Here is a 24,008-nt window from a genome sequence, read left to right as displayed (position 1 = left end):
AACGAGGGCGTTCTTTCGCAATGCGGTCCAGGAGCGTTGGGCTACAGTGCGCGGTAACGCTTGGTTGCGCTCCGCGCCGCCGGCCAGACAAGGTTCATTCAATGCCTGATCGCCAGCACACGCCGCATCCTGCCGTCGTCGACGACGACGACCTGCTGCAGTTCCTGGACGACCACGATGCCACGCGGGAAGACGCCTCCTCGACACGCCCGCCCTGGCGGGTGCTGATCGTCGACGACGACACCGACGTCCACAAGGCCACCGAGCTCGCCATGCAGGGCCTGCAGGTGGAAGGTCAGCCGCTCGTCTTCCTGCACGCCCGTTCCGCCGCCGAGGCCCGCACGCTGCTGGTCGGCGAGCCCGACATCGCCGTCGTGCTGCTGGACGTGGTGATGGAGTCCGACGACGCCGGCCTGCAGCTCGTGCGCCACATCCGCGAGGAACTGCGCCAGCGCGCCGTGCGCATCGTGCTGCGCACCGGCCAGCCCGGCTACGCGCCCGAGATCGAGACGGTCCAGGCCTACGACATCAACGACTACAAGACCAAGTCGGAGCTGACCCGCACGCGGCTGTACACGGTGCTGACCGCGGCGATCCGTTCATACCGCCAGATCCGCGCGCTGGAAGCCAACCGGCAGGGCCTGGAGATGATCGTCGAGGCCAGCACCGAGCTCGGCCGCCAGCATGGCCTGCACCGCTTCGCCGAGGGCGTGGTGACGCAGCTGTGCGCGCTGCTGGGCACGCTGCCCGAGGGCCTGGTCTGCGTGCAGGCGCAGGACGACGCGTCCGGCGACGCCCGCGTCATCGCGGCCGCCGGCCAGTACAGCTCGCTGATCAACCGGCCGTTGCACACGGTGCCGGTGACCAAGGTGCGGGACCTGCTGGCGCGTTGCCTGGCCGCCGGGACCCACCTGCACGAGGACGGTTGCACCGTGCTGCACTTCGGATTGCCCAGCGGGCGGGCGATGGCGGCGCTGGTGGAAGTGCCGCGCGAGCTCGACGAGCTCGACCGCCAGCTGCTGCGCGCGTTCTGCTCCAACATCGCCGTCGGTTTCGAGAACGTCATGCTCTACACGCAGCTGACGGACCAGGCCTACAACGACCCGCTGCTGCAGTTGCCCAACCGCACCCGGTTCATCGAGCTGCTGGAGCACAACCTGAAGTCGCCCGAAGGCATCACGCTGGCGCTGATCGACCTGGACGATTTCGCCGACGTGAACGACGCCTTCGGCCACCGCTTCGGCGATCAGATGCTGCAGGCCGTGGCGCAGCGCATGGCGCAGCGGCTCGGCTTCAACACCGCGATGGCGCGGATCTCGTCGAACGCGTTCGGCCTGCTCGGCCCCGACGAGATGGTCAATGGCCATCGCATCGGCGGCGTCTTCGACGACCCGTTCACCGTCGCTGGCGAGCGCCTGCAGCTGTCGGCCACGACGGGGCTGGTACGACTCGCGCAGTCGCGCGCGCTGGGCTCGGAGCTGCTGCTCGACGCACAGATCGCGCTCAAGCGCGCGAAGGCGCAGAACCGCGGCGCGTCGCAGTACTTCTCGCCGGAGATGGGGGTCGACGCCCGCGAGCGCTTCAAGCTGCTCAAGGGCTTGCGCGCCAGCTTCGAGGAGCGCCGGCTGTTCGTCGTCTACCAGCCGCAGGTGGAGCTGGCCACGCAGCGCGTCATCGGTGCCGAGGCGCTGCTGCGCTGGCGCACCGCCGAGGGTCAGTTCGTGCCCCCGGACCAGTTCATCCCGCTGGCGGAGCAATCCGGCCTGATCGTGCCGATCGGTGAATTCGTGCTGAGGACGGCCTGCCACCAGGTCCGTCAGTTGCGCGACGCCGGCTTCGACGACTTCCGCATCGCGGTCAACATCTCGCTGGCGCAGTTCCGCCATCCGGCCTTCATCGACACGGTGCGGCGCGCGCTGGCCGACGCCGAGGTGCCGGGTTCGGCGCTGGAGCTGGAGATCACCGAATCGATGGCGATGGAAGAGGTCTCGGCCGTGCTGCGCGTGCTGGCGGAAATCCGCGGCACCGGCGCGTCGGTCGCGATCGACGACTTCGGGACCGGCTTCTCGTCGCTCAGCCAGCTGCGTCGGCTGGACGTGGAGCGGCTCAAGATCGACCGCGCCTTCGTGCGCGAGGCGCAGAGCTCCGCCGCCGGCGCGACGATCGCGCAGATGGTGGTGAACCTGGGTTGCAGCCTCGGCATGCGTGTCGTCGCCGAGGGCATCGAGACCGAGGAGCAGCGCCAGCACCTGCTCGCGCTGGGCTGCCACGAGGGCCAAGGCTGGCTCTTCGCCCGGCCGATGCCGGCCGAGGACCTGGAGCGCTGGCTCGCGGCACCGAAGCCCTGGGAACAGGGCGACGGCGCCACGGCGGCGCCCGCGAGCGCCGCTCAGACCACCGCGTCGGCGTGCGGCACGCCGACGGCGGCGCCGGTCAACGCCCGCGGCTGATCAACAGACCCAGCAGCAGGCCGACACCGGCGGCCACGCCGATCGATTGCCACGGGTTGTCATGCACATAGTCGTCGGTCGCCTTGGCGGACGCCTTGGCGCGCTCGACGGCGGCCGACTGGAAATCACCCAGGCTGGTCTTGGCGCGGTCCAGCGTGGACTGCACGCGGGCGCGCAGTTCCGACGCGCCGGCGCTGGTCTGGTCGGCGGTGGCGCGCAGCAGCGATTCGGCATCGGTCACCACCTGGTGCAGGTCGGACAACAGGCGATCGGAGGGAGAAGACTTGGCCATGGGGGCACTCCTTTTTCGGGTTGGTGATCGAAAGTCTGGTCGGCGCTGGGTCACGCCGTCACAAGGTCGCAGGTCCGGTTGTACGTCTGTCGAGCGCGAGCGGGCAAGTCCGCCGCTGATTCCGACCGGATCGCGCGGTCTTGCGCCAGGGTCGAGGTCTGCTCGACAGGGCACATGGCGCTCCCGCCAGGGGTCGGACGGGGGGCTGCGCGCGCGTCATGGGTCGATCGACTCATCATCGCCGCACACGGCATAGCGGCGCACCAGGAAATAGCTGGCCCGCCGTTCCCCTTCGACGATCAAGACCTGACCCTCCAGCGCTTCCAGTTCCGGGTCGCGGAATGGATGGGCCCCGGCACGGCGCAGCACGAGGCGTTCGCCGTCGCTCAGCGCGAGCAGCACCGCGACGCGGTCGCTCTTGCTGCCGGTATCGACGCGATCGCGGCAGAGCGTGCCGCGCAGGCGCTCGGGCGTCGCGCCGGACGGATCGAGCCCGGCCTCGTCGGCCTTGCCGCGATGTTGGGGATCGATGGGATCAACGGGCATGCATGCGCCTCACGTGCAACAAACGTCCTTCCTGTTCCGTCGCGATCAGCGCCAACAGCCGCCGATCGACCCAGCCCTTGTACACGTGCACGGACCGGTGGCCGGGCGCGCCGACGATGCGGTAGCTGATCCGCTCGCAGCGATCCGGCGCGAGGCCGGACTCGCGCAGCATCGGCAGCACCGCGGCCACGACGGCCGGCGCCGGCGGCGCCTCGCTGGGCTTCAGCCGGGGCAAGGAGCGTGCCAGATTGCGCCCCTCGCGTTCCAGGCGCTCGCGGCGCAGGCCGCGCACGCCGCGGTCCTCCACCGTGGCGAACGCCTTCTTGAAGGCCTTGGTGCGCGCCAGCGCGTGGGCCTGGGCGCTGACCGGCTGCAGCGACGGATCGCCGACCAGGTAGAACTGGCCCAGCGTCTTGAGGTCCATCGGATCGAGGTGCGTGCGCTCGCCGGCGAATCTCTGGCGCGCTTCCAGCAGCGCCCGTCCGGTCGACGCGCCCGCCAGCACGCGCTGCAGGAAATACTGGCAGATCAGGTCGGCCGAGCCGTTGCCCTCGCTCGGACCGTAGGCCACGGTGGTGCTGCCGAGAAAGGCGCAGGCCCCGTCCGCCAGGTAGCGCAGCGCCATCGGCCACTGGCCGTCCGCGCGGGCGGGGTCGAAGAGTTGCGCGCCATAGCAGCACTCGGCCGCCACGACGGTGCCGGCGGTGATGCGGTCGCGCAGCAGCGCCGATCGCATCGAGACCGGATAGTCGTCGCCGTGCTGGCCGTAGTACTCCGGCATGTCCTCCGCCCCGTGGCAGTTGATGAAGTGCATGCGCGGCGCGAGGTCGGCCTTCGTCCACTTCGGGCCGCCGGGCGGCGAGAGCCGCAACTGGTCCGCATGGCCGAAGGTGTTGGTCAGGCTCTGCCGGGTCGAGGCCTGCCAGACCTCGGCGGACAGCCCGAAGCTGTCGAGGAAGGCGTCGCGCGGCAGCGGCTTGTGGCGCGACGCGGCGCGGATCAGCTGCAGCAGCAGATCGGGTTTCCGGGCGGCCGGCAGGTCGGGCAGGCGGCCGACGACACGTGTCGGACCGAGGAAGCGGTTGGGGTCGGTGCCGTAGGCGCCCTCGCAGGCATAGGGCAGGTCGCTGGGCACGACCGGGTCGCTGTCGCCCAGCTCGCCGCCGTGCGCCGGATTCTTCAGCAGCACCATGGGCAGCACGTCGGGTCCGCCCAGCAGCACGAAGTAATGCGGGTTGCGCGCCTTGGCCAGCGCGTCGATGGCGGTCTTGAGCGATCGGGCGTCCGGTCGCGCGGGCACCGCCGTCGCGGCGTAGGCCTTCATCGTCGACGCCAGGTCGACGGGAACCACCGCCGTGTCGATGCCGCGCCGCTTGTCGGCGGTGACCAGCGCCTTGAGCGCCGCGTCGATCTTCGCCAGCGCCGTGGCGCCGTACTTGGCGCGCAGGGCGCCGCGGTGAACGATGACGAGCTTGTCCATGACGATCTCCTCCCTCGCTGTTGCCGGCGACGCCTGACGGCGTCGGACGGCGTTCGAAGGGACCGATTGTGGGCAGTCGCGCCCCGTGCGGCAATGCACGGATTGGGGAGAGCGACACCGACGTGTCATCAAGCCTGAACGGTGGCTGGGGAACATGCGCCGACCATGCAAGCCCCCGCCACCCCGCCCCGCAAGACCGACCTGGCGCGCCAGATGCTGGCGCCGGGCCAGCGCCAGTTGCCCGCGGCGCTGCGCGCGCTGCTGATCACCGTCGACGGCAAACGGGACGCGGACGAGCTGCGCAAGCTCGGCCGCGGTCTGGGCCTGGGCGACGAGGCCCTGACGCAACTGGTCGATCAGGGGCTGGTGGAGATGCCGCGCGCCGTCGACACGCGGGCGACGATGGAGCGGGCGCGACGCCTGGTGTCGTCGAAGTTCTTCGCACTCGACCTGGTGACGCGCATGCTGGCCGGCCGCGAGGGTGAGCTGCGCGATCTGGCCCGCCAGGTCGACACCGAGAGCCGCTTCATGGCCTGGGTCGAGTTGTGCTGCGAGCGGATCGAGGCGCAGTCGGACGCCGAGCGGGCCGAGAAGTTCCGCGCCAGCGTCGCATCGACGCTGACCCGCGACTGAGCCGCGGCCGTCCCCGGAACCCACGTCTTGCGAGGGGCCGGAGGCGGCGCCTATGCTGGCGGCCTCATCCGCCCAGGAGCCGCCATGAAACCCACGCCCGCCGGCTGGCCGCGTTTGTCCAGCGCCGTGTTCTACACCAGCGCCTCGCGCGCGATCCCGTGGTTGTGCGAAGCCTTCGGCTTCGAGGTGCAATTGCGCGTCGACGGCGAGCACGGGGAAGTGGTGCACAGCCAGCTTACCTACGGCGAGGCGCTGATCATGGTCAGCGAGGGCGGCGAGGGTGAGCGCTCCCAGCGCTTCGGCATTCCGCTGCGCAGTCCGCAGGGCGTCGGCGGCGCCAACACGCAGAGCCTCATGATCTACGTCGACGACGCCCAGGCGCACTGCGAGCACGCCCGCCAGGCCGGCGCCCGGATCGTCCACGAGCCCAAGGTCGAGGACTACGGGCCCGAGTACTGGGCGGACAAGAGCTACGGGGTGCTCGATCTGGACGGGCACCTGTGGTGGTTCGTGGAACGGGTCAGGGGCTGATTCCCGCCGCGCGCGGTTGGCGTGGCGGGTCCGCCCGGTCCCGCTCAGCCCTTGCGCTTGGCCAGGATCGCCCGCCCCACCCGCGCCACCGGCTGCCGGCCCAGCACGCCGGAGATGAACGCACCCGCGTCGACCAGCTTGTCCAGGTCGATGCTGGTCTCGATGCCCAGTCCGTTGAGCATGAACACGACGTCCTCGGTCGCCACGTTGCCCGTCGCGCCCTTCGCGTAGGGGCAGCCGCCGAGTCCGGCGACGCTGGCATCGAAGGTGTGCACGCCCATTTCCAGGCAGGCATAGATGTTGGTCAGCGCCTGGCCGTAGGTGTCGTGGAAATGCCCGCTGACCTCGACCAGCGGATAGTGCTTGAGCGCCCGCTCCATCGCGGCCCGCACCTGGCGCGGCGTGCCGACGCCGATGGTGTCGGCCACGCCCAGGTGGTCGACGCCGATGGCCTTCATCAGTCGCACCACGCGCTCGACCTCGTCCGGCGACACCTCGCCCTGGTAGGGGCAACCGACCGCGCAGGACAGCGCGCCGCGCACCTTCAGCCCGGCCTCGTGCGCCGCCGCCACGACGGGGGCGAAGCGCTCGATGCTCTCGGCGATCGAGCAGTTGATGTTCTTCTGCGAGAAGGCCTCGGACGCGGCCGCGAAGACGACGACCTCGTCCGGCTTCGTCGGCAACGCGGCCTCCAGGCCCTTCATGTTGGGCACCAGCACGCTGTGCCGCACGCCGGGCCGGCGCTCGATCGCCGCCATCACCGCGGTGTTGTCCGCCATCTGCGGCACCCACTTCGGCGAGACGAAGCTGGTGACCTCGATCTCCTTCAGCCCCGCGTCCTGCAACAGTGACACCAGCCGCGCCTTGTCGGCCGTGCCGACGTTTTCCTTTTCGTTCTGAAGGCCGTCGCGCGGGCCGACATCGACCAGCGTCACCCGGTTGGGCAGATTCGTCATCGTGGACTCCTTGTGGGGACGATCAGGCCGCGGCCCGCAGGCGCAGCAGCTCGGCGCCGTCGCCGACCTGGTCGCCGATGGTGAACAGCAGTTCCTCCACCACGCCGTCGCGCGGCGCGGTGATGGTGTGCTCCATCTTCATCGCCTCCATCACCGCCAGCGGCTGGCCCTTGGACACGGTGTCGCCGGCCTGCGCCAGGAACGCCACCAGTTTGCCGGGCATCGGCGCAGTCAGGCGGCCGCCTTCGGATCCCCCTTCACCGGCATGGGCGATGACGTCCACCTCGGTGACCAGCGCGGAGCCGTCGGCGCCGAACACCGCCACCTGCTCGCCGACCTTGTAGGTGGCCACCGCGACGCGGCGGCCGTCGAGGTTCAGCTCGTGCCGATCCAGCCCTGTCGACCGGATCGCCAGCGTGATCGCGCGGCCCTGCACCGTCAACGACAGGCCGCCGTGATGGTGGCGCGCCAGCAGGACCTGGTGATGCTCGCCGTCGAGGTCCAGCTCGAAGCGGCGCTGCGCCGCGCCGTACAGGCGCCAGCCGTCGCGGCGGCTCCAGGGATCGGCGGATTGCGTCGTGCCCTCCTGCGCCAGCGTGTGCGCGACGACGGCCGCGGCGGCCTCCGCCAGCGGCAGACCGGGTTGGCCGAACAGTGCAGCCTTCTCGCGCTCGATCAGCGCGGTGTCGAGCTCGGCGTTGGTGAACGACGCCGTCGCCGCGCAGCGGCGCAAGAACGCGACGTTGGTGTGCAACCCCACGATGTGCGTGTCCCGCAGCGAGACATCCAGCAGCGCCAGCGCCTGCTCGCGCGTCTCGCCCCAGACGATCAGCTTGGCGATCATCGAGTCGTAGAACGGACTGATCTCGTCGCCCTCGCCGACGCCGGAGTCGATGCGCACGTCGGAGCGACGGAACGCCGCATGCGTCGGCCAGCGCGCCACCGACAGGCGACCGGTCGCGGGCAGGAAGCCGCCCTCCGGGTTCTCGGCGCAGAGGCGGGCCTCGATGGCGTGGCCGTGCATGCGCAGCTCATGCTGCTTCAGCGGCAGCGGCTCGCCGGCGGCCACGCGCAATTGCCACTCCACCAGATCCTGGCCCGTGATCGCCTCGGTCACCGGGTGCTCGACCTGCAGGCGCGTGTTCATCTCCATGAAGTAGAACCGACCCTCCTGCTCGGCGATGAACTCGACCGTGCCCGCGCCCTGATACCCGACCGCCTTGGCCGCGGCCACCGCGGCGGCGCCCATCTCGGCGCGGCGCTCGGCCGTCATGCCCGGCGCGGGCGCTTCCTCCAGCACCTTCTGATGGCGGCGCTGCACCGAGCAGTCGCGTTCGAACAGATAGACGCAATCGCCGTGGCTGTCGCCGAAGACCTGGATCTCGATGTGGCGCGGGCGTTGCACGTAGCGCTCGATCAGCACCGCGTCGTCGCCGAAGCTGTTGATCGCCTCGCGCTTGCAGGACGCGAGCGCGGCGTCGAATTCCTCGTCCGCCAGCACGGCGCGCATGCCCTTGCCGCCGCCGCCCGCGCTGGCCTTGATCAGGACCGGGTAGCCGATGCGCTGCGCCTCGCGACGCAGCAGCGCCGGATCCTGGTCGGCGCCGTGATAACCGGGCACCAGCGGCACGCCGGCCTGCTCCATCAGGCGCTTGGATTCGGCCTTCAGGCCCATCGCCTGGATCGCCGACGGCGGCGGGCCGATGAACACGAGGCCCGCGTCGGCGCAGGCCTGCGCGAACTCCTCGTTCTCGCTGAGGAACCCGTAGCCCGGATGGACCGCCTCGGCGCCGGTGGCCTGGGCCGCCGCCAGGATGCGCTGCCATTGCAGGTAGCTGTCGCGCGGCGCGGGGCCGCCGATGTGGACGGCCTCGTCGCAGACCTGGACATGACGCGCGGTCGCATCGGCGTCCGAGTAGACGGCGACCGTCTTCACGCCCAGTCGGCGCGCGGTGGCGGCGACGCGGCAGGCGATTTCGCCGCGATTGGCGATCAGGATCTTCTTGAACATGGATGGTGTCTCCTCAAGGTCCGAGACCCAGCCGCGCCAGGGCTTGTGGCCGCACGCGCAGGATCTCGTGGATGGGCATGTCCGGCACCGGGGCCGGGCAGGCGAGCGACATGGGCTCGCCATCGGTGGTTAGCTCGATCGGCCGCCCCGCGGCGCAGGCGGCGCGCAGGGCCTGCCAGGCGCCGACCGGATCGTCGAACGGCGAGACGCCCGCCACGCGGCGGACGTTCGGGTTCCCGCGCAGCACGCGGCAGGCGGGCTGGGAGTCGATGCGGAAGTGGTCCGCCTGGGTCCAGAAACTGATGGCGTCGTCGCAGTCGGCGGCCATCAGCGGCCGCATCAAGGCGCTGACGAGGCGACCTTGCGCGTAGGCCGGCAAGGGCTCGCCCGGCTTCAGCGGCGTGGCGTCGATCAGGTCGCTCCAGTCGCGCAGCAGCGCGCCGCGGAACCCCTGTCGCGGATCGAGCAGCAAGGTGTGCATCGCGCCGGCCGGACCGCCGTCGGCCCAGCGCGCCACCGCCTCGGCATCGATGGGCGCGGTGCTGTCGCGCAGCAGGCTCGCGGCGGCGTCCACCGGGGACCCGGCACGCGGCCGCGCCGACTGGGCCAGCAGCATCAGGACCTGCCCGCACGCATAGGGATCGTCGCCGCGGCCGAAGCCCGTGGGCAAGGTCGCGGACGGCTTGTCGCCACGCACGATCTGGCAATTGTTCAGCGCGATGTCCAGGCGCTCGCGCCAGCGCTCGGCATCGAGCTGGCCGCTCTCGCGCATCAGCAGGCCCGCCATCCAGTCGGCATGGCCCTCGTGGATCCAGGGGCGGTCCTGGTCGGTGCGATAGATGCCGGTGTCCCACCAGTGCGTCAGCTCGTGCGACACGAACAGCCGCGTCTGGCGCAACGCCCCCTCCACGTCCTTCGGCGTCGCGTCGTTGAAGCGCAGGCTCATCATCCGGCCGGCGGTCACATCGCCGTGGAAGTTCGGCACCGCGGGCGATGCCGCCGCCACCACGGCCCAGGGCCCCGCCGGCACCACGCCGTAAGCGCGTGCCAGCCGCTGCGTGACGCCTTCCAGGGTCGAGCGCACCGCGCCCAGGCGCGGCGCGTCCAGCGCGCCGTCGTGGATCAGGACGCCGCCCGGCATCGCGGTGACGTCGGCCTTGCCGACGAAGACATATTCATTGGCGGCCAGCGCGGACCAGCCCGCCGCCGTGCCGCCTTCATCCTTCAGCGCGAGCGCGACCTCGTCGACGCCGATGACGCGGTCGACCGATTGCGACGAGATCCTGCCCGCCACCACCGCGTGCGCGCCCTCGCCGGGTGTCCAGCGCCAGCGCAGCGCATGGCCCGGCACCGCCGCCGCGTAGTAACCGGTGTAGCCCATCACGGCGGTCGGACCGACGGGGAAGGCCGGCTCATAGGTCGCGCTGCGGCTCAGCACGCGCGGCGTGACGCGAAAGGCCACCGACGCGCAGCCTTCGGCGAGCGTGATCGTCGGGCGCGGCTTCAGCGCCACCGTCGCGCAACGATCGACGGGCGCGACCATCTCACCCCAGACCGTCGCCATGGCGCTTGAGCGATTGAACAAGGGCAGCTCGCGCACGCCGTCCGGCGGCGTGTAGCGCACCAGCAGCGTGCCGTCGGCGGCGACGCCCTGCTCGATCAGCAGCTCGCCCGCCGAGGCCGGCCCGGCCCCCGCCAGCGCGAGCAGCGCCACCGGCGCCGCCGGGATCGCCCGCGCGACGACGCGACGCCATCCGCTGAGATCGACCTTCTTCATTCGCGACATGGGTCCCCTCCCTGAACGAACGCGGCGCCGGCCCTGGTCTTGTTGTCTGGCCGGCGCCCCCTTGTCATCGCAGCCGCGCGCGGCTCAGTGACGGTGGCCGCAGGACGCCGGGGCGCCCTCGCCGGCCGGCGCGCAGCCCGCGGCGTCGGCGCTCAGCTCGGCCTCGGTGGCGCAGTGCATGCCCAGGCGGTCGATCAGCTGGCGGTCCTTCTCGGCCTGCGGGTTGCTGGTGGTCAGCAGCTTGTCGCCGTAGAACATGCTGTTGGCGCCGGCCAGGAAGCACAGCGACTGCATGGTCTCGGGCATCTCCTCGCGGCCGGCGGACAGGCGCACCATCGCGCGCGGCATCGTGATGCGGGCCACCGCGATCGTGCGGATGAACTCGAACGGGTCCAGCGCCTGCGTGCCCGCCAGCGGCGTGCCCTCGACCTGCACCAGGTTGTTGATGGGCACCGATTCCGGATACGGATCCAGGTTGGCCAGTTGCGCGATCAGGCCGGCGCGCTGGCGGCGCGTCTCGCCCATGCCGACGATACCGCCTGAGCACACCTTCAGGCCGACACCGCGCACGCGCTCCAGCGTGTCCAGGCGGTCCTGGTAGGTGCGGGTGGTGATGATCTGGCCGTAGAACTCCGGCGAGGTGTCGAGGTTGTGGTTGTAGTAGTCCAGGCCCGCCTCGCGCAGCTGCTCGGCCTGGCCGTCGCCCAGCATGCCGGCGGTCAGGCAGGTCTCCAGGCCCATCGCCTTGACCTCGGTGATCATCTCGCCGATCGCCTCCAGGTGGCGCTCCTTGGGCGAGCGCCAGGCGGCGCCCATGCAGAAGCGGGTCGCGCCGTTGGCCTTGGCGGCGCGGGCGGCTTCCATGACTTCCTCCAGCGGAATCAGCTTCTCGGCCTTCAGACCGGTGTCGAAGTGGGCCGACTGCGGGCAGTACTTGCAGTCCTCCTCGCAGCCGCCGGTCTTGATGGACAGCAGCGTCGACAGTTGCACCGCGTTCGGATCGAAGTGCTCGCGGTGCACCTGCTGCGCGCGGAACAGCAGGTCGTTGAACGGCAGCTCGAACAGCGCGGCGATCTCGTTCACCGTCCACGGGGTGGCGTTGCGGCGCTGCTCGTCGTTGGTGGGGGTCAGCGTCTGGATCTGGTTGACGGTCTGCTTCATCGTCATGCTTTCAAGCCTTCAAGGCATTCAAGGCGCTCAGCAACTGCGGCGGCGCCAGATGCGCGGCCACGGCCGCGGGAGAGGGATCGGTGAGCCGGGGCACATGGCCCCAGCAGGGTGCGCCCACGGCATCGTCGATGCGCGCGCGCAAGGCGGCCAGATTGTCCGCCACATGGGGTTGATGGGGGTCGGCGGTGTTGGCGACCCAGCCGGCCAGCCGCAGACCGCGCGCCAGCACGGCCTCGACGGTCAGCAGCGCGTGGTTGATGCAGCCCAGCCGCAGGCCGACCACCAGCACCACCGGCAGGCCCAGGTCGACCGCCAGGTCGGCGGTGTCCCAGCCGTCGGTGAGCGGCACGCGGAAGCCGCCGACGCCCTCGACCAGCGCCAGGTCGCCCTTGGACGCCGCGCCGCGGATCGCGGCCAGCAGCGCGTCGCGATCGATCGCGCGGCCTTCGAGCCTGGCGGCGATGTGCGGCGCGCAGGGCTCGCGGAACTGCAGCGGGCCGACCTCGTCCAGCGTCATGCCTTCCGACTGCGCGGCGTGCAACAACGCGACGTCCTCGTTGACCCAGACGCCGTCGGCGCCGCGGACCTGCCCCGCCGCGAGCGACTTGATCGGCGTGACGTGCCGGCCCAGCGCGTCGAAGGCGCGCGTCAGGCCGGCGGTGACGCAGGTCTTGCCGATCTCGGTGTCGGTGCCGGTGATGAAGAAGCCGTGGAGCGGCATCGGGATCGCGGTCATGCGCAGGCCTCCAGCGCGGCCACGAGCCGATCCACATCCGCCTGCGCATGCGTCGCGCACAGCGTGATCCGCAAGCGGGCCTCGCCCTTGGGCACCGTCGGCGGGCGGATGCCCGGCACGCGCAGGCCTTCGCGCTCCAGCGCCGCCGCCAGCGCCATCACCTCGGCGTTACCGCCGACGATCAGCGGCTGGATCGGCGATTGCGAGTCGGCCAGCCGCCAGGGCAGCGATGGATGGCGGTCCAGCAGCGCCGCGATGCCCGCGCGCAGCCGCGCCTGCAGCGCGCGCAGGTGCATGCGGCGCTCACGGCCCAGCTCGCCGCGCATCAGCGCCAGGCTGGTCAGCAGCGCATGCTCCACCGCCGGCGGCGACGCCGTCGAGAAGATGTAGTTGCGCGCCGCCTGCAGCAGATAGTCCGTCACCGTCTCGTGCGCCACGACGAAGGCGCCGGCCAGCCCCGCCGCCTTGCCCAGCGTGCCGACCACGATCAGGCGCTCGCTGCGCAGGCCGAAGTGCTCCAGCGAGCCGACGCCCAGCTCGCCCAGCACGCCCAGGCCGTGCGCGTCGTCGACGATCAGCCAGGCGTCGAAATCCTCGGCCAGCGCCAGCAGCGCGGGCAGCGGCGCGATGTCGCCGTCCATGCTGAACACGGCATCGGTGACGATCAGCTTGATGCGCGCCGTGCTGGCGGCCAGCAGCGCGCGCAGCCCGTCGACGTCGCAGTGGCCGTAACGCGTGACCGGCGCCTTCGCCAGCCGCGTGCCGTCGATCAGGGAGGCGTGGTTCAGCGTCTCGCTGAAGATCTCCGCGTCGCCGTCGCCCAGCGCGGTGACCACCGCCAGGTTGGCCATGTAGCCGGTGCAGAAGCCGATCGCGCGGGCATTCGGGATGTGGGGCTCGAACCAGCGGCCCAGCAGCGCCTCGACCTCGTGGTGCGCGCGCGAATGGCCGCTGACCAGCGGCGACGCGCCGGAGCCGCCGCCGTAGCGCCGCGCGCCCTCCGCCAACGCGTCGGCGACCGCCGGATGCGCGGCCAGGCCGAGGTAGTCATTGCTGCAGAACATCAGCAGCTCGCGCGCCGTGCCGTCGGAACCGCGCACCGTCTGGCGCGGCGCGGTGCCGGTCTCGGCGATGCGGGTGAAACGCGTCAGGTCCTGCGCGCGGATCGCATCCAGCTTGGCCTGCAAATGCTCAAGCAGCATGGAGCACCTCCTGCAGCGTCGCGCGCACGGCATCGGCGAGGAAACGTGCCGCCGCCGCGTCGATCAGGTACGGCGGCATCAGGTACACGGTCTGGCCGATCGGGCGGATCAGCAGTTCGTGGCGGCGCGCCGCCAGGTGGAATTTCTCCGCGAAGCGCTCCACCGGCGGCGTCTTCGGATGGAGGTCGAAGGCCAGGATCATGCCGCGCTGGCGCAGATGCGCGACACGCGCGTCGTCGGCCAACGGCGCGAAGGCCTCGGTGAGCCAGGCGGCCTGCTGCTGGTTGCGCGCCAGTTGCCCCGCGTCGAATCGATCCAGCACCGCGTTCGCCGCCGCGCACGCCAGCGGATTGCCGGTGTAGCTGTGCGAGTGCAGGAAGCCCCGCGTCACGTCCTGCGACCAGAAGGCCGCGTACACCTCGTCCGTCGTCAGCACCAGCGACAGCGGCATCGTGCCGCCGGTGATGCCCTTGGACAGCAGCAGGAAGTCGGGCCAGTCCCCCGGGCCGGCGCCGGGCGTCCCGCTCGTCTGCGATGCCCCGGCGCCGGCGGGCGCCGCGCCGGGCAGCGTCTGCTCCCACGCGAAGAAGGTGCCGGTGCGGCCGCAGCCGACCGCGATCTCGTCGGCGATCAGATGGACGCTGAACTCGGTGCACAGCGCGCGCAGCGCCTTCAGGTAGGACGGCGCGTACATCGACATGCCGGCGGCGCCCTGCACCAGCGGCTCGACGATGACCGCGGCGATGTGGTCGTGGCGCGCCGCCAGCAGCGCGCGCATCTCGTCCAGCGCCTGCGCCTCGTTGCCCAGCCGCTGGTCGGGCGAGGCCACGATGTGGCTGCGCATCAACAGCGGGTCGTAGGCGTCGCGAAAGATCGCCACGTCGGTGACGGCCAGCGCGCCGATGGTCTCGCCGTGATAGCCGTTCTTCAAGCAGACGAACTCGCGCTTGTCGGCACGGCCGCGGTTGCGCCAGCTGTGGAAGCTCTGCTTCAGCGCGATCTCGACCGCCGAGGCGCCGTCGCTGCCGAAGAACAGATGCCCCAGCGCGCCGCCGGTGCGGGCGGACAGGCGCTCGGCCAGGCGCACCGCGGGCTCGTGGGTGCAGCCGGCCAGCATGACGTGCGGCAGCGTGTCGAGCTGGTGCTTGATCGCATCGTTGAGGGCCCGGTCGGCATGGCCGAACAGGTTGACCCACCAGGAGCTGTTGGCGTCGAAATAGCGCCGGCCGTCGTGGTCGAAGAGCCAGGGGCCCTCGCCGCGGGCGATGGGCAGCGGCGGCACGTCCTGCGCGCGCGCCATCTGCGTGCACGGGTGCCAGACGGCCGCGAGGCTGCGGCGTTGCCAGTCTTGTCGTACTGCTTCAGACATGGGGATGACGGGAGGAACGGAAGAAGCGGAAGACGGACGGCCGACGCGGTCCGTCAGGCCAGCCACGAGGGCTTGCCCTTCGAAAGGAAACTCTGCACGCCGTCGCGACCTTCCGCGCTGGCGCGGATGTCGGCGATGCGGCGCGCGGTGTCGTCGCGCAGCGTCGGCGTGATCGGCGCATGGGCCACGTCCTGCACGAGCCGCTTGCAGGCGCGGACCGCCATCGGCCCGTTGGCCAGCAGCGCGGCGACGAAGGCATCGACCGTGGCGTCGAGCTGGTCGGCGGCGGCGACCTCGTGCACGAGTCCGAGGCGGTGCGCGTCGGCGGCGGAGAAACGCTCGGCGGTGACGAAGTAACGGCGCGACGCCTGCTCACCCAGCGCGCGCACGACGTAGGGGCCGATGGTCGCCGGCAGCAGGCCCAATCGGGCCTCGGACAGGCAGAAGCCGGCGCCGTCCGTCGCGACGACGATGTCGCAGACCGACACCAGGCCGACGCCGCCCGCGTAGACATCGCCCTGCACGCGCGCGATCACCGGCACCGGGCAGCTGTAGATCGTCCACAGCATCCGGGCGAGGCGTCCGGCGTCGGCGTGGTTCTCGTCCCAGCTGTAGCCGGCCATCGCCTTCATCCAGTTCAGGTCGGCGCCGGCGCAGAAGGCCTTGCCCTCGGCGCCCAGCACGATCGCGCGCAGCGAGGCGTCGCGGCCGAGCGCGTCGAAGACCGCGGTCAGCTCGCCGATGACGGTGTCGTTGAAGGCGTTGCGCACGTCGGGGCGGTTCAGCGTGACACGGGCCACGGCGCCTTCGCGCGTGACGCGCAGCGTGGTCGGGACCGGGAAATCCGTCGCGGTCGCGGCACCATCGGCGATGGCGGCGGAAGAATCAGCGGGAATCATGGCTTGCTCCAGACGACGGTCCGGTTGACGGCATAGAGGCGGCACGGCTCCTCGGCCTGGGCGTTGCGCTCGCACAGCGCCAGCGCGCGCGATTGCGCGTCGTCGCCGAAGGCATACCCCCAGCGCCGGCCGTTGGTGGCGAAGGCGCGCGGCTCCTTCGCCGCGAGGAACTTGCGATACCCGTCGCCCAGCCGGCTGCTGGGCAGCGCGCGCAAGTCCTCCACGTCGACGTCGCCGCCGGTGGGGAACGGCAGCGCGCCGGGGATGTCGAAGCCGATGGGCTTCAGGAAAGCGTCCACCAGCGGCTGCCACAGGTCGTTGCCCTTGCCGAAGAGCTGGTGGCCGTCCTCGCCGAAGGCCGGCAGCTGGCGGGTCTCCACCAGCCCGCCCGCGGCGCGGTAGGCCTCGGACCAGCGGCGTTGATGGCGCGGCGAGAAGTAGCGGTCGTTCTCGGTGAAGACCCACAACGTCGGCACCGGCTGAGGGCGCTGCGCCGCGCGGCGGCCGAAGTCGCTGAAGCGCCGCTGCAGCTCGTCGGGCCGGCAGGGCTCGCCCGGATGCAGGTCGGGATCGCCGCCATGGCCACCGGCGAAGTCGATCGCGGCGACCTCGCCGTCGATCTGCTCCGCGGTGGCCGCGATCGTCGCGAAGCCGCCGACCGACTGGCCGACCAGCAGCACGCGCCGGGCGTCGATGTCGGCGGTCGTCGAGAGTTGCCGCACCACCGCGGCGATCTGCGTCGCCGCGGCCTTGGCGGCGCTTTCGTAGCGCGGCGAGTCGCAGCGCACGCTGGCCTCGGGGTCGCCGAGCGCGGCCAGTTCGCCATAGCCGATGCGCAGCGGCACCGCCACCGCGAAGCCCTTGCGGACGAAGAAACGCGCGGCGGACTCGAAGCGCTGGCGCTTGTACTCGGCGCGCGTCTTGGAGGCGCGGCCATGGCTGATGACCACCAGCGGGAACGGCCCCGGGCCAGGCGGCCGGAAGGTGGTCACCAGCAGGTCGCCGCTGATGTCGCGGCCGAACGCATCCTCGACCGTCACCGGCACGCGCACGACCGCCTCGCGGATGTCGGCGGCCAGGCGCTCCGGCGGGGCCTGCAGTTCTTCGGTAGGCGCCGGGGCGGACGCGCTCTGCGCCCACGCGGGCGTGAAGGCCGAGGCGAGCACCGACGCGAGCGTCAGCAGCAGCGCCCCCCGCACCGAGGGCGCGGGCAAGGGCGAGGAAGGCAACACGCGACGCAGGCAGATCATGCGGACACCTCACGGGAGATGACGGCGCGGTCCGGTGGCGCCGTCAGGGTCTTTCTCATCAGCACGCTGCGGTAGGTTTTGCCGGCCCACTGCACGTCGCCGATCGTCTCGTAGCCGCGGCGCTCGTAGCGGCGCCGCAGCGCCTCGGCCGGCACCGCGGTGTCGAGCGCAATGTGGGCATACCCCTGCCCGCGCGCCCAATCCTCGGCGATGTCCATCAGCCGCTCGGCCAGGCCCAGGCCGCGCTGCCCCGGATGCACCGCGAGCTGCGCCAGGATGGCCGTGTCGGGCCGGGTGTAGCAATCGGGCACGGGGTCGCTCAGGTAGCGACCGTCGGCCGGTTTCGGCGGCGCGACGGTGACGGTGCCGACCAGCACGCCGGCGCGCTCCACGACGAAGGCCTGCCCGGTGGCGACGCGCTCCCGTGTCGTCTCGGCGCTCTGGTCCACGGCGGTGAAGTTCCAGCCCTGCGCAGCCAGCGACGCGTAGGCGGCGTGCAGCAACGCGGTCAGCGCCTCGATCGAGTCATCGGCGTGGAGCGGGCGCAGGGTCAGGTCGTTCATGGGCGTGCGAGACGTCGCGGGCAGTGCCGCGTCACATGCGGAAGACGCCGAACTTCGTGTCCGGGATCTCGGCGTTCAGCGCGGCGGACAGGCCCAGCGCCAGCACGCGACGCGTGTCGGCCGGGTCGATGACGCCGTCGTCCCACAACCGGGCGCTGGCGTAGTACGGATGGCCCTGGTCCTCGTACTGCTGGCGGATCGGCGCCTTGAAGGCCTCCTCCTCGTCCGCGGACCACTGGCCGCCCTTGCCCTCGATACCGTCGCGCTTGACGGTGGCCAGCACCGACGCGGCCTGCTCGCCGCCCATCACCGAGATGCGGGCGTTGGGCCACATCCACAGGAATCGCGGCGAGTAGGCGCGGCCGCACATGCCGTAGTTCCCCGCGCCGAAGCTGCCGCCGATGATCACGGTGAACTTGGGCACCTGCGCGCAGGCGACGGCCGTGACCATCTTGGCGCCGGCGCGGGCGATGCCCTCGTTCTCGTACTTGCGGCCCACCATGAAGCCGGTGATGTTCTGCAGGAACACCAGCGGGATCTTGCGCTGGCAGCACAGCTCGATGAAGTGCGCGCCCTTGTTGGCGCTCTCGGCGAAGAGGATGCCGTTGTTGGCGACGATGCCCACCGGCATGCCCTCGATGTGCGCGAAGCCGCAGACCAGCGTGTTGCCGTAGCGGGCCTTGAACTCGTCGAACTCGCTGCCATCGACGACGCGGGCGATGACCTCGCGCACGTCGAAGGGCTTGCGCGTGTCGGTCGGGATCACGCCGTGCAGTTCGGCGGCGTCATGCAGCGGCGCGCGCGGTGGCTGCGTCAGCAACTGGCCCTGCTTGCGCCAGTTCAGGCGCGCCACGGACTGGCGCGCGATGGCCAGCGCGTGCGTGTCGTTCTCGGCCAGGTGGTCGGCCACGCCGGACAGACGCGTGTGCACGTCGCCGCCGCCCAGGTCCTCGGCGCTGACGACCTCGCCGGTGGCGGCCTTCACCAACGGCGGGCCGCCCAGGAAGATCGTGCCCTGGTTCTTGACGATGACGGTCTCGTCGCTCATCGCCGGCACGTAGGCGCCGCCGGCGGTGCAGGAGCCCATCACCACCGCGATCTGCGGGATGCCCTTGGCCGACAGGTTGGCCTGGTTGAAGAAGATGCGGCCGAAGTGGTCTCGGTCGGGGAAGACCTCGTCCTGGTTGGGCAGGTTGGCGCCCCCGCTGTCGACCAGGTACAGGCAGGGCAGCCGGTTCTGATCGGCGATCTCCTGCGCGCGCAGGTGCTTCTTGACGGTGATCGGGTAGTAGGTGCCGCCCTTGACGGTCGCGTCGTTGCAGACGATCACGCACTCCACGCCCGCGACGCGGCCGATGCCGGCGATCAGGCCGCCGCCGGGCGCGGCGTTGTCATACATGTCCAGGCCCGCGAGCGGGGCCAGTTCCAGGAAGGGCGTGCCGGGATCCAGCAGCATCTCGACGCGATCACGCGGCAGCAGCTTGCCGCGGCCCACGTGCTTGGCGCGCGCGGCCTCGCCGCCGCCCTCGGCGATCTTCGCCAGCCGGGCGTTGAGGTCGTCGATCAGGCCGCGCATCGCATCCGCGTTGGCCTTGAAGTCGGCCGAGCGGGCGTTGAGCTTGGTGGACAGGGCGGGCATGGAGTCTCCTGGGCGTTCTGTTCTGCGGTTCGGCGCGGATGGCGGCCGTTCCCGGCATCAGGCGCGGAATCGAAGCCGTAGCGCGCATATGAGCCGCGCTCAACTCGATGCCCGGACGCCCGTCCGGCAGGCCGGGACGGGATCGCCGCCCGGCGCAAGGCGCGAAGCATACGGCAGAAGCGGACGTCCGCCAAGCCGACTTGAGCTTCACTCAATAAATGCGGAGAATGCGCCCCTCATGAGCCCGCCCGCCCGGATCGCGTCGCGATCGACCGCCCTGCCCGCCCTCGATCCGGAACCCCGGTCGAAGGCGGAGCCGTCGTCCGCGGCGCTGCCCGCGCAGCGGCGCTCTCCGGTCGGCGCGAAGGCGGAGCAACGCGTGCGGGACATCCTGCGCGAGAGTCGCGCGGTCTTCGCCGAGCGCGGCTACGAGCGCACGACGACCACGGAGATCGCGCTGCGGCTGGGGATCTCGGAAGCGACGGTCTTCACCTATTTCCGCGGCAAGCGCGAGCTCTGCATGCGCGTGATCGGCGACTGGTACGACGAGATCATCGACGCCATCGAGACCGGACTGCCACGCGAGCGCTCGATCCGGGACCAGCTGGAATTCGTCGTCCACACCCATCTGCGGTTGTTCCTGATCCAGGGCACGGGCTTGTGCGAGCTGGTGCTGTCCGAGGGCCGCCGGCGCGACGCGCCGGTGACGCGCGGCGAAGGCCAGGACTTCGGCACCGCCTTCGTCGATCTGCAGCGGCGCTACACCGCGCCGCTGATGGATCTGCTGGCGCGCGGCCAGGCCAGCGGCGAGGTGCGGCAGGACATCTCGCTGCGGCTGCTGCGCTCGCTGGTGTTCGGGCCGATGGAGCACATGCTGTGGGAGGTGATCATCGCCGGCCGGCAGATCCAGGTGGACGAGGCGGCGCGCGATCTGGTCGCGCTGCTGTGGCCGGCGCTGCAGGCGCCGGACCAGGAGCTGCAGTCGCTGCGGCGTTTGAAGGCCCGCGTGACCGAGGCGCTGAGCGAGCCGCGCCAGGGCTTGGGCAAGGCCTGACCCTCAGCGCGAGACGGCTCGTCGCGCAAGACCTGGGAAGGTCAAAACTCCAGTAGTTCGGGTCATTGGCGAAAGGCCTGTCATCGGGAACGATGCACATCTCCTTGGCGCCGGTACCGACTGAATGGACAGGCGACGATCAGGCCTATGCTCCGGCATCGCCCCCGTCAGCGTTCATTTCATCCACGCCGCGCCATGGACAACACCGGATCTTCACCGACCCCCATTGACGACGCCACGCTGCTTGCGTGGTCGATGGCCGGCGGATCGCTGCAAGCCAGGGCCGTGGCTCATGGACGTGTTTGGCATCTGTGGCTGCTACGCGCGGATGGCAACTACCGCCTGACAACGCCAACGGGTGCGCCGCGCATGTTCCGGACCCTCGAAACCCTTGCGAGACGTCTCATGGCGCTGAACATCGTGGACCTCGAACTCAATCACCACAACGCGGACACCGAGTTCCGACCGGCAGTCGGTCGGCCGCAAGCCTTCAACGATGGCATGCCGGAGGACGAGGCGTGGAACGCCGCGTATCGCGAACGCTTGCTGAAAGCCATGCAGAGCAGCAGGCCGGGGAAAGACTTTCGTCAGGTCCACGCGGAGATGCGTCAAATGATCCGCGGAACGGGGGGGCCTCATGCCCGCCCCAAGAAGTGTTGAGTGGGAAGAGTCGGCGGAGGACCTCTTGGCGGAAATCCTGTGGCGCATTCGTTGCGACAACGAAATCGCGGCGGAGCGCCTCAACGACGACATCCTTTCCAAGCTGTCGATCGCTGCATGTTTCCCTGCGCTGTATCGAGAGTCGAGGCGAATCGAAGGGGCACGAGAAATCGTCGTGCGTCCCAACTTCTTCGTGGTGTATCAGGTGATGCCCGCAACGATCAGAGTCATCGACGTCGTCCACGCGCGCCGCGATTGGCCCAATCCCCCCGCGCCCTCGCATTGAATGCCCCCTGCGGCAAGGGCGCCCCACGTGGTCGCCCTTCCTCTTGTGTTCATCGCGCCTTCCGCTCAACCCCCACGCTGACCGCCGCCAGCCCCAACCCGACCACCGCCAACGCGGCACCCGCGATCGGCAGCGCCCTGAGCGCCGCGCCGTGATCGAGCATCCACCCGCCCAGCCACGCCCCGCCGGCGTTGCCGAGGTTGAAGGCCGCGATGTTGAGCGTGGACACCAGCGCCGGGGCGTCGGGCGCCTGCTGCATCATCCGCATCTGCAGCCCGGGCACCGTCGCGAACGCGGCCATGCCCCAGACGAAGACCGTCGCGATGGCAGGCCACTGCCAGCCGAGCACCGCCGCCAGCACCAGTTGCACCAGCGCCAGCACCGCCAGGATGCCCATCAGCGACGGCATCAGCCGCCAGTCCGCCAGCCTGCCGCCCAGCGTGTTGCCGATCGTCAGGCCGAGCCCGAACAGGAACAGCACCGCGGTGACCGCGCCGGTCGACAGGCCGGTGACCTGCTCCAGCATCGGCGCGATGAAGGTGAAGGCGGTGAAGACGCCCCCGAAGCCGATCGCCGTCAGCGCCAGCGCGATCAGCACTTGCGGCCGCTTGAGCACCGACCAGTCGTTGCCCGATTGCGCCTCGCCCGAGGGCAAGGTCTTCGGCAGCAGGGCCATCAGCGCGATCGCCGCGACGACGCCCAGACCCGCCACCGCCGCGAAGCTGCTGCGCCAGCCCCATTGCTGGCCGATCAGGTTGCCCAGCGGCACGCCCAGCACGTTGGCCAGCGTCAGGCCGGTGAACATCAGCGCGATCGCGCCGGCCTTGCGGTCGGGGGCGACCAGCTCGCTGGCGACCACGGCACCGATGCCGAAGAAACACCCGTGCGCCAGCGCCGCGACGACACGCCCCAGCATCACCAGCGCGTAACCCTCCCCCACCGCCGACAGCACGTTGCCCGCGATGAACAGCGCGATCAGCACGAGCAGCGCCCGCTTGCGCGGCCAGGTGGCGCTGAGCGCGGCCAGCGGCGGCGCGCCGAGCGCCACGCCCAGCGCATACCCCGTCACCAGCAGGCCGGCGCGCGGCAGGCTGACGGCCAGGTCCTGCGCCATCGCGGGCAGCAGGCCCATGATGACGAACTCGGTCGTGCCGATGGCGAAGGCCGCCAGCGCGAGTGCCAGGATGGGCAGCGGGAACCCGCGGCCCGCCTGACCGGCCGCGGCGCCGGAGGGGGTGACGACGGCGCTCATCGCGTCACCTCGCCGGCTTGAAGGGGACGGGACATCGCGCGTTCCAGAAGGGTCATTGACATGGTCCGCACTGTGACCTTTCCCCTGCTGAAAGAGAATCCGCCTGGAAGCACAACCATCTATTCCGGAATGGAACAGATGGGATCGAAGTGGGACGACACAGACCGGAGCAGCGCGCCATGAATGAACTCGACGACATGCGGCTCTTCGTGCGCGCCGTCTCCGCGGGCAGCCTGTCCGCGGCGGGGCGCGAGCTGGGCTTCTCGCCGGCCGTCGGCAGCAAGCGGCTGGCGCGGCTGGAGGCGCGGCTCGGCGTGCGGCTGCTGCAGCGCAGCTCGCGCCGGCTGGCCCTGACCGACGAGGGCGCGCTGTATCACGAGCGCTGCCTGGTCATCCTGGCCGAGATCGACGACGCCGAGGCCGAGCTCGCCCAGGGCCGCCAGTACGCCCGCGGGCTGCTGCGGGTCTCCGCCACCGTCGCGATGGGCCGCCGCTGCATCGGGCCGCTCGCGGCCGAGTTCATGCGGCACCACCCCGAGGTGACGGTGCAGGTGTCGCTGTCGGACACGATGGTGGACCTGATCGACGAGGGCTTCGATTGCGCGGTGCGGATCGGCGGACCGCAGGATTCGCGACTGGCCGCGCGCTGGCTCGGCCCCAACCGCCGCGTGCTGTGCGCGACGCCCGGCTACCTGCGCCGCCGCGGCCGTCCGCGCGCACTGGAGGACCTGGCCGGGCACGACTGCATCCTGCAGGAACGGATGGCGACGCGGCATTCCGACTGGCAATTCATCCCGCGAGACGCCTCGGTCGCGGCCGCGCCGCGATCGGTCGCGGTGCGCGGCCGGCTGGTCACCGACAACGGCGAGCAGGCGCACGACTGGGCGCTCGCGGGCCTCGGGCTGGTGCGGCGGTCGGTGTGGGACGTACTGGAGGAGCTCGCCGACGGCCGCCTCGTCGAGGTGCTGCCCGAGTGGGCCGGCGAGAGCGCACCGCTGCAACTGGTGTTTCCGTCGCGGCGCCTGCTGCCGCCGCGCACGCGCCTGTTCATCGACGCGGTGGTCAGGCGCTTCGAGAACTCGGCGGATCAGGAGCGCGTGAAGCCGCCTGCGAGGCGGCCGCCCGTGGCACGGGCGAAACGCAAGTAGCCTGGACGATCCGGCGCGATGGGCCGAGATCGGACTCGACGCCGTCGCCCCACCGCCTCCGCGCGCGGAAACGAAACAAGGGCCCGAAGGCCCTT

Annotated in this window: 22 protein-coding genes; 7 read left to right on the top strand and 15 right to left on the bottom strand. The window is 71.0% G+C overall.

The window, feature by feature from the left end:
* Positions 1-101: 101 nt before the first annotated feature.
* On the top strand, positions 102-2,450 hold the full coding sequence (locus tag CDN99_RS19485) for a GGDEF/EAL domain-containing response regulator (RefSeq protein WP_088386558.1): 2,349 nt from the start codon (positions 102-104) through the stop codon (positions 2,448-2,450).
* On the opposite strand, the gene CDN99_RS19480 is transcribed toward CDN99_RS19485, so the two are convergent.
* The 3 genes from CDN99_RS19480 to CDN99_RS19470 all read right to left on the bottom strand — a co-directional run bounded on the left by CDN99_RS19480 (position 2,434) and on the right by CDN99_RS19470 (position 4,768).
* On the bottom strand, positions 2,434-2,742 hold the full coding sequence (locus CDN99_RS19480) for an ElaB/YgaM/YqjD family protein (protein ID WP_088386557.1): 309 nt from the start codon (positions 2,740-2,742) through the stop codon (positions 2,434-2,436). The two genes, CDN99_RS19485 and CDN99_RS19480, sit on opposite strands and share 17 nt — an antisense overlap.
* Before the next feature lie 216 nt (positions 2,743-2,958).
* Positions 2,959-3,288, bottom strand: a complete 330-nt coding sequence (locus CDN99_RS19475; protein ID WP_088386556.1) for a hypothetical protein — start codon at positions 3,286-3,288, stop codon at positions 2,959-2,961.
* Positions 3,278-4,768: a C25 family cysteine peptidase gene (locus tag CDN99_RS19470; protein WP_088386555.1), complete on the bottom strand. Its 1,491-nt coding sequence runs from the start codon at positions 4,766-4,768 to the stop codon at positions 3,278-3,280. The genes CDN99_RS19475 and CDN99_RS19470 overlap by 11 nt, the downstream gene beginning before the upstream one ends.
* Before the next feature lie 165 nt (positions 4,769-4,933).
* Here CDN99_RS19470 and CDN99_RS19465 point away from each other — a divergent pair, with 165 nt between their 5' ends.
* The gene (locus CDN99_RS19465; RefSeq protein ID WP_088386554.1) at positions 4,934-5,401 is read left to right on the top strand and encodes a hypothetical protein; all 468 of its coding nucleotides are present in this window, start codon (positions 4,934-4,936) and stop codon (positions 5,399-5,401) included.
* Positions 5,402-5,485: 84 nt separating this feature from the next.
* A complete protein-coding gene (locus tag CDN99_RS19460) occupies positions 5,486-5,932 on the top strand; it encodes a VOC family protein (protein WP_088386553.1) in 447 nt (148 codons plus the stop codon).
* Positions 5,933-5,976: 44 nt separating this feature from the next.
* Here CDN99_RS19460 and CDN99_RS19455 read toward each other — a convergent pair whose 3' ends face one another.
* The 11 genes from CDN99_RS19455 to CDN99_RS19405 all read right to left on the bottom strand — a co-directional run bounded on the left by CDN99_RS19455 (position 5,977) and on the right by CDN99_RS19405 (position 19,513).
* On the bottom strand, positions 5,977-6,888 hold the full coding sequence (locus CDN99_RS19455; RefSeq protein ID WP_088386552.1) for a hydroxymethylglutaryl-CoA lyase: 912 nt from the start codon (positions 6,886-6,888) through the stop codon (positions 5,977-5,979).
* Positions 6,889-6,910: 22 nt separating this feature from the next.
* Positions 6,911-8,899: an acetyl/propionyl/methylcrotonyl-CoA carboxylase subunit alpha gene (locus CDN99_RS19450; RefSeq protein WP_088386551.1), complete on the bottom strand. Its 1,989-nt coding sequence runs from the start codon at positions 8,897-8,899 to the stop codon at positions 6,911-6,913.
* Positions 8,900-8,912: 13 nt separating this feature from the next.
* Positions 8,913-10,685: a hypothetical protein gene (locus tag CDN99_RS19445; RefSeq protein WP_141100875.1), complete on the bottom strand. Its 1,773-nt coding sequence runs from the start codon at positions 10,683-10,685 to the stop codon at positions 8,913-8,915.
* Between the two features lie 84 nt (positions 10,686-10,769).
* The gene (bioB, locus tag CDN99_RS19440) at positions 10,770-11,852 is read right to left on the bottom strand and encodes a biotin synthase BioB (protein ID WP_088386549.1); all 1,083 of its coding nucleotides are present in this window, start codon (positions 11,850-11,852) and stop codon (positions 10,770-10,772) included.
* A gap of 4 nt (positions 11,853-11,856) precedes the next feature.
* Positions 11,857-12,591, bottom strand: coding sequence for a dethiobiotin synthase (gene bioD, locus CDN99_RS19435; protein ID WP_088386548.1), 735 nt, complete (start codon positions 12,589-12,591; stop codon positions 11,857-11,859).
* A complete protein-coding gene (bioF, locus tag CDN99_RS19430) occupies positions 12,588-13,793 on the bottom strand; it encodes an 8-amino-7-oxononanoate synthase (protein WP_088386547.1) in 1,206 nt (401 codons plus the stop codon). Before bioF ends, bioD begins: the two co-directional genes overlap by 4 nt.
* A complete protein-coding gene (locus tag CDN99_RS19425) occupies positions 13,783-15,162 on the bottom strand; it encodes an aspartate aminotransferase family protein (RefSeq protein ID WP_088386546.1) in 1,380 nt (459 codons plus the stop codon). Before CDN99_RS19425 ends, bioF begins: the two co-directional genes overlap by 11 nt.
* 53 nt (positions 15,163-15,215) lie before the next feature.
* The gene (locus CDN99_RS19420; protein WP_088386545.1) at positions 15,216-16,061 is read right to left on the bottom strand and encodes an enoyl-CoA hydratase/isomerase family protein; all 846 of its coding nucleotides are present in this window, start codon (positions 16,059-16,061) and stop codon (positions 15,216-15,218) included.
* On the bottom strand, positions 16,058-17,311 hold the full coding sequence (locus CDN99_RS19415; RefSeq protein ID WP_088386544.1) for an alpha/beta hydrolase family protein: 1,254 nt from the start codon (positions 17,309-17,311) through the stop codon (positions 16,058-16,060). The genes CDN99_RS19420 and CDN99_RS19415 overlap by 4 nt, the downstream gene beginning before the upstream one ends.
* Positions 17,308-17,874: a GNAT family N-acetyltransferase gene (locus tag CDN99_RS19410; protein ID WP_088386543.1), complete on the bottom strand. Its 567-nt coding sequence runs from the start codon at positions 17,872-17,874 to the stop codon at positions 17,308-17,310. The genes CDN99_RS19415 and CDN99_RS19410 overlap by 4 nt, the downstream gene beginning before the upstream one ends.
* Positions 17,875-17,905: 31 nt before the next feature.
* Entirely contained in the window at positions 17,906-19,513 is a 1,608-nt protein-coding gene (locus CDN99_RS19405; RefSeq protein WP_088386542.1) for a carboxyl transferase domain-containing protein, read from the bottom strand.
* Positions 19,514-19,751: 238 nt separating this feature from the next.
* Between CDN99_RS19405 and CDN99_RS19400 the strand changes: the two genes are divergently transcribed.
* The 3 genes from CDN99_RS19400 to CDN99_RS19390 all read left to right on the top strand — a co-directional run bounded on the left by CDN99_RS19400 (position 19,752) and on the right by CDN99_RS19390 (position 21,513).
* Positions 19,752-20,567 carry a TetR/AcrR family transcriptional regulator gene (locus tag CDN99_RS19400; RefSeq protein ID WP_088386541.1) on the top strand — a complete coding sequence of 272 codons (816 nt, stop codon included), beginning with the start codon at positions 19,752-19,754 and terminating at the stop codon, positions 20,565-20,567.
* A 195-nt stretch (positions 20,568-20,762) separates the two neighbouring features.
* Entirely contained in the window at positions 20,763-21,227 is a 465-nt protein-coding gene (locus tag CDN99_RS28335; protein ID WP_141100874.1) for a hypothetical protein, read from the top strand.
* Between the two features lie 25 nt (positions 21,228-21,252).
* The gene (locus tag CDN99_RS19390; protein WP_158218890.1) at positions 21,253-21,513 is read left to right on the top strand and encodes a type II toxin-antitoxin system RelE/ParE family toxin; all 261 of its coding nucleotides are present in this window, start codon (positions 21,253-21,255) and stop codon (positions 21,511-21,513) included.
* Positions 21,514-21,562: 49 nt separating this feature from the next.
* Here CDN99_RS19390 and CDN99_RS19385 read toward each other — a convergent pair whose 3' ends face one another.
* Positions 21,563-22,765 (bottom strand): MFS transporter, encoded by a 1,203-nt coding sequence (locus CDN99_RS19385; protein ID WP_088386538.1) that lies wholly within the window; start codon positions 22,763-22,765, stop codon positions 21,563-21,565.
* 179 nt (positions 22,766-22,944) lie between these two features.
* On the opposite strand from CDN99_RS19385, the gene CDN99_RS19380 reads away from it, so the two are divergent.
* Positions 22,945-23,913, top strand: a complete 969-nt coding sequence (locus tag CDN99_RS19380; protein WP_088386537.1) for a LysR family transcriptional regulator — start codon at positions 22,945-22,947, stop codon at positions 23,911-23,913.
* Positions 23,914-24,008: the final 95 nt, after the last annotated feature.

It is taken from the genome of Roseateles aquatilis, from assembly GCF_002205645.1.
Taxonomy (GTDB): domain Bacteria; phylum Pseudomonadota; class Gammaproteobacteria; order Burkholderiales; family Burkholderiaceae_C; genus Roseateles; species Roseateles aquatilis.
This window is presented reverse-complemented; position numbering and strand designations above follow the sequence as displayed.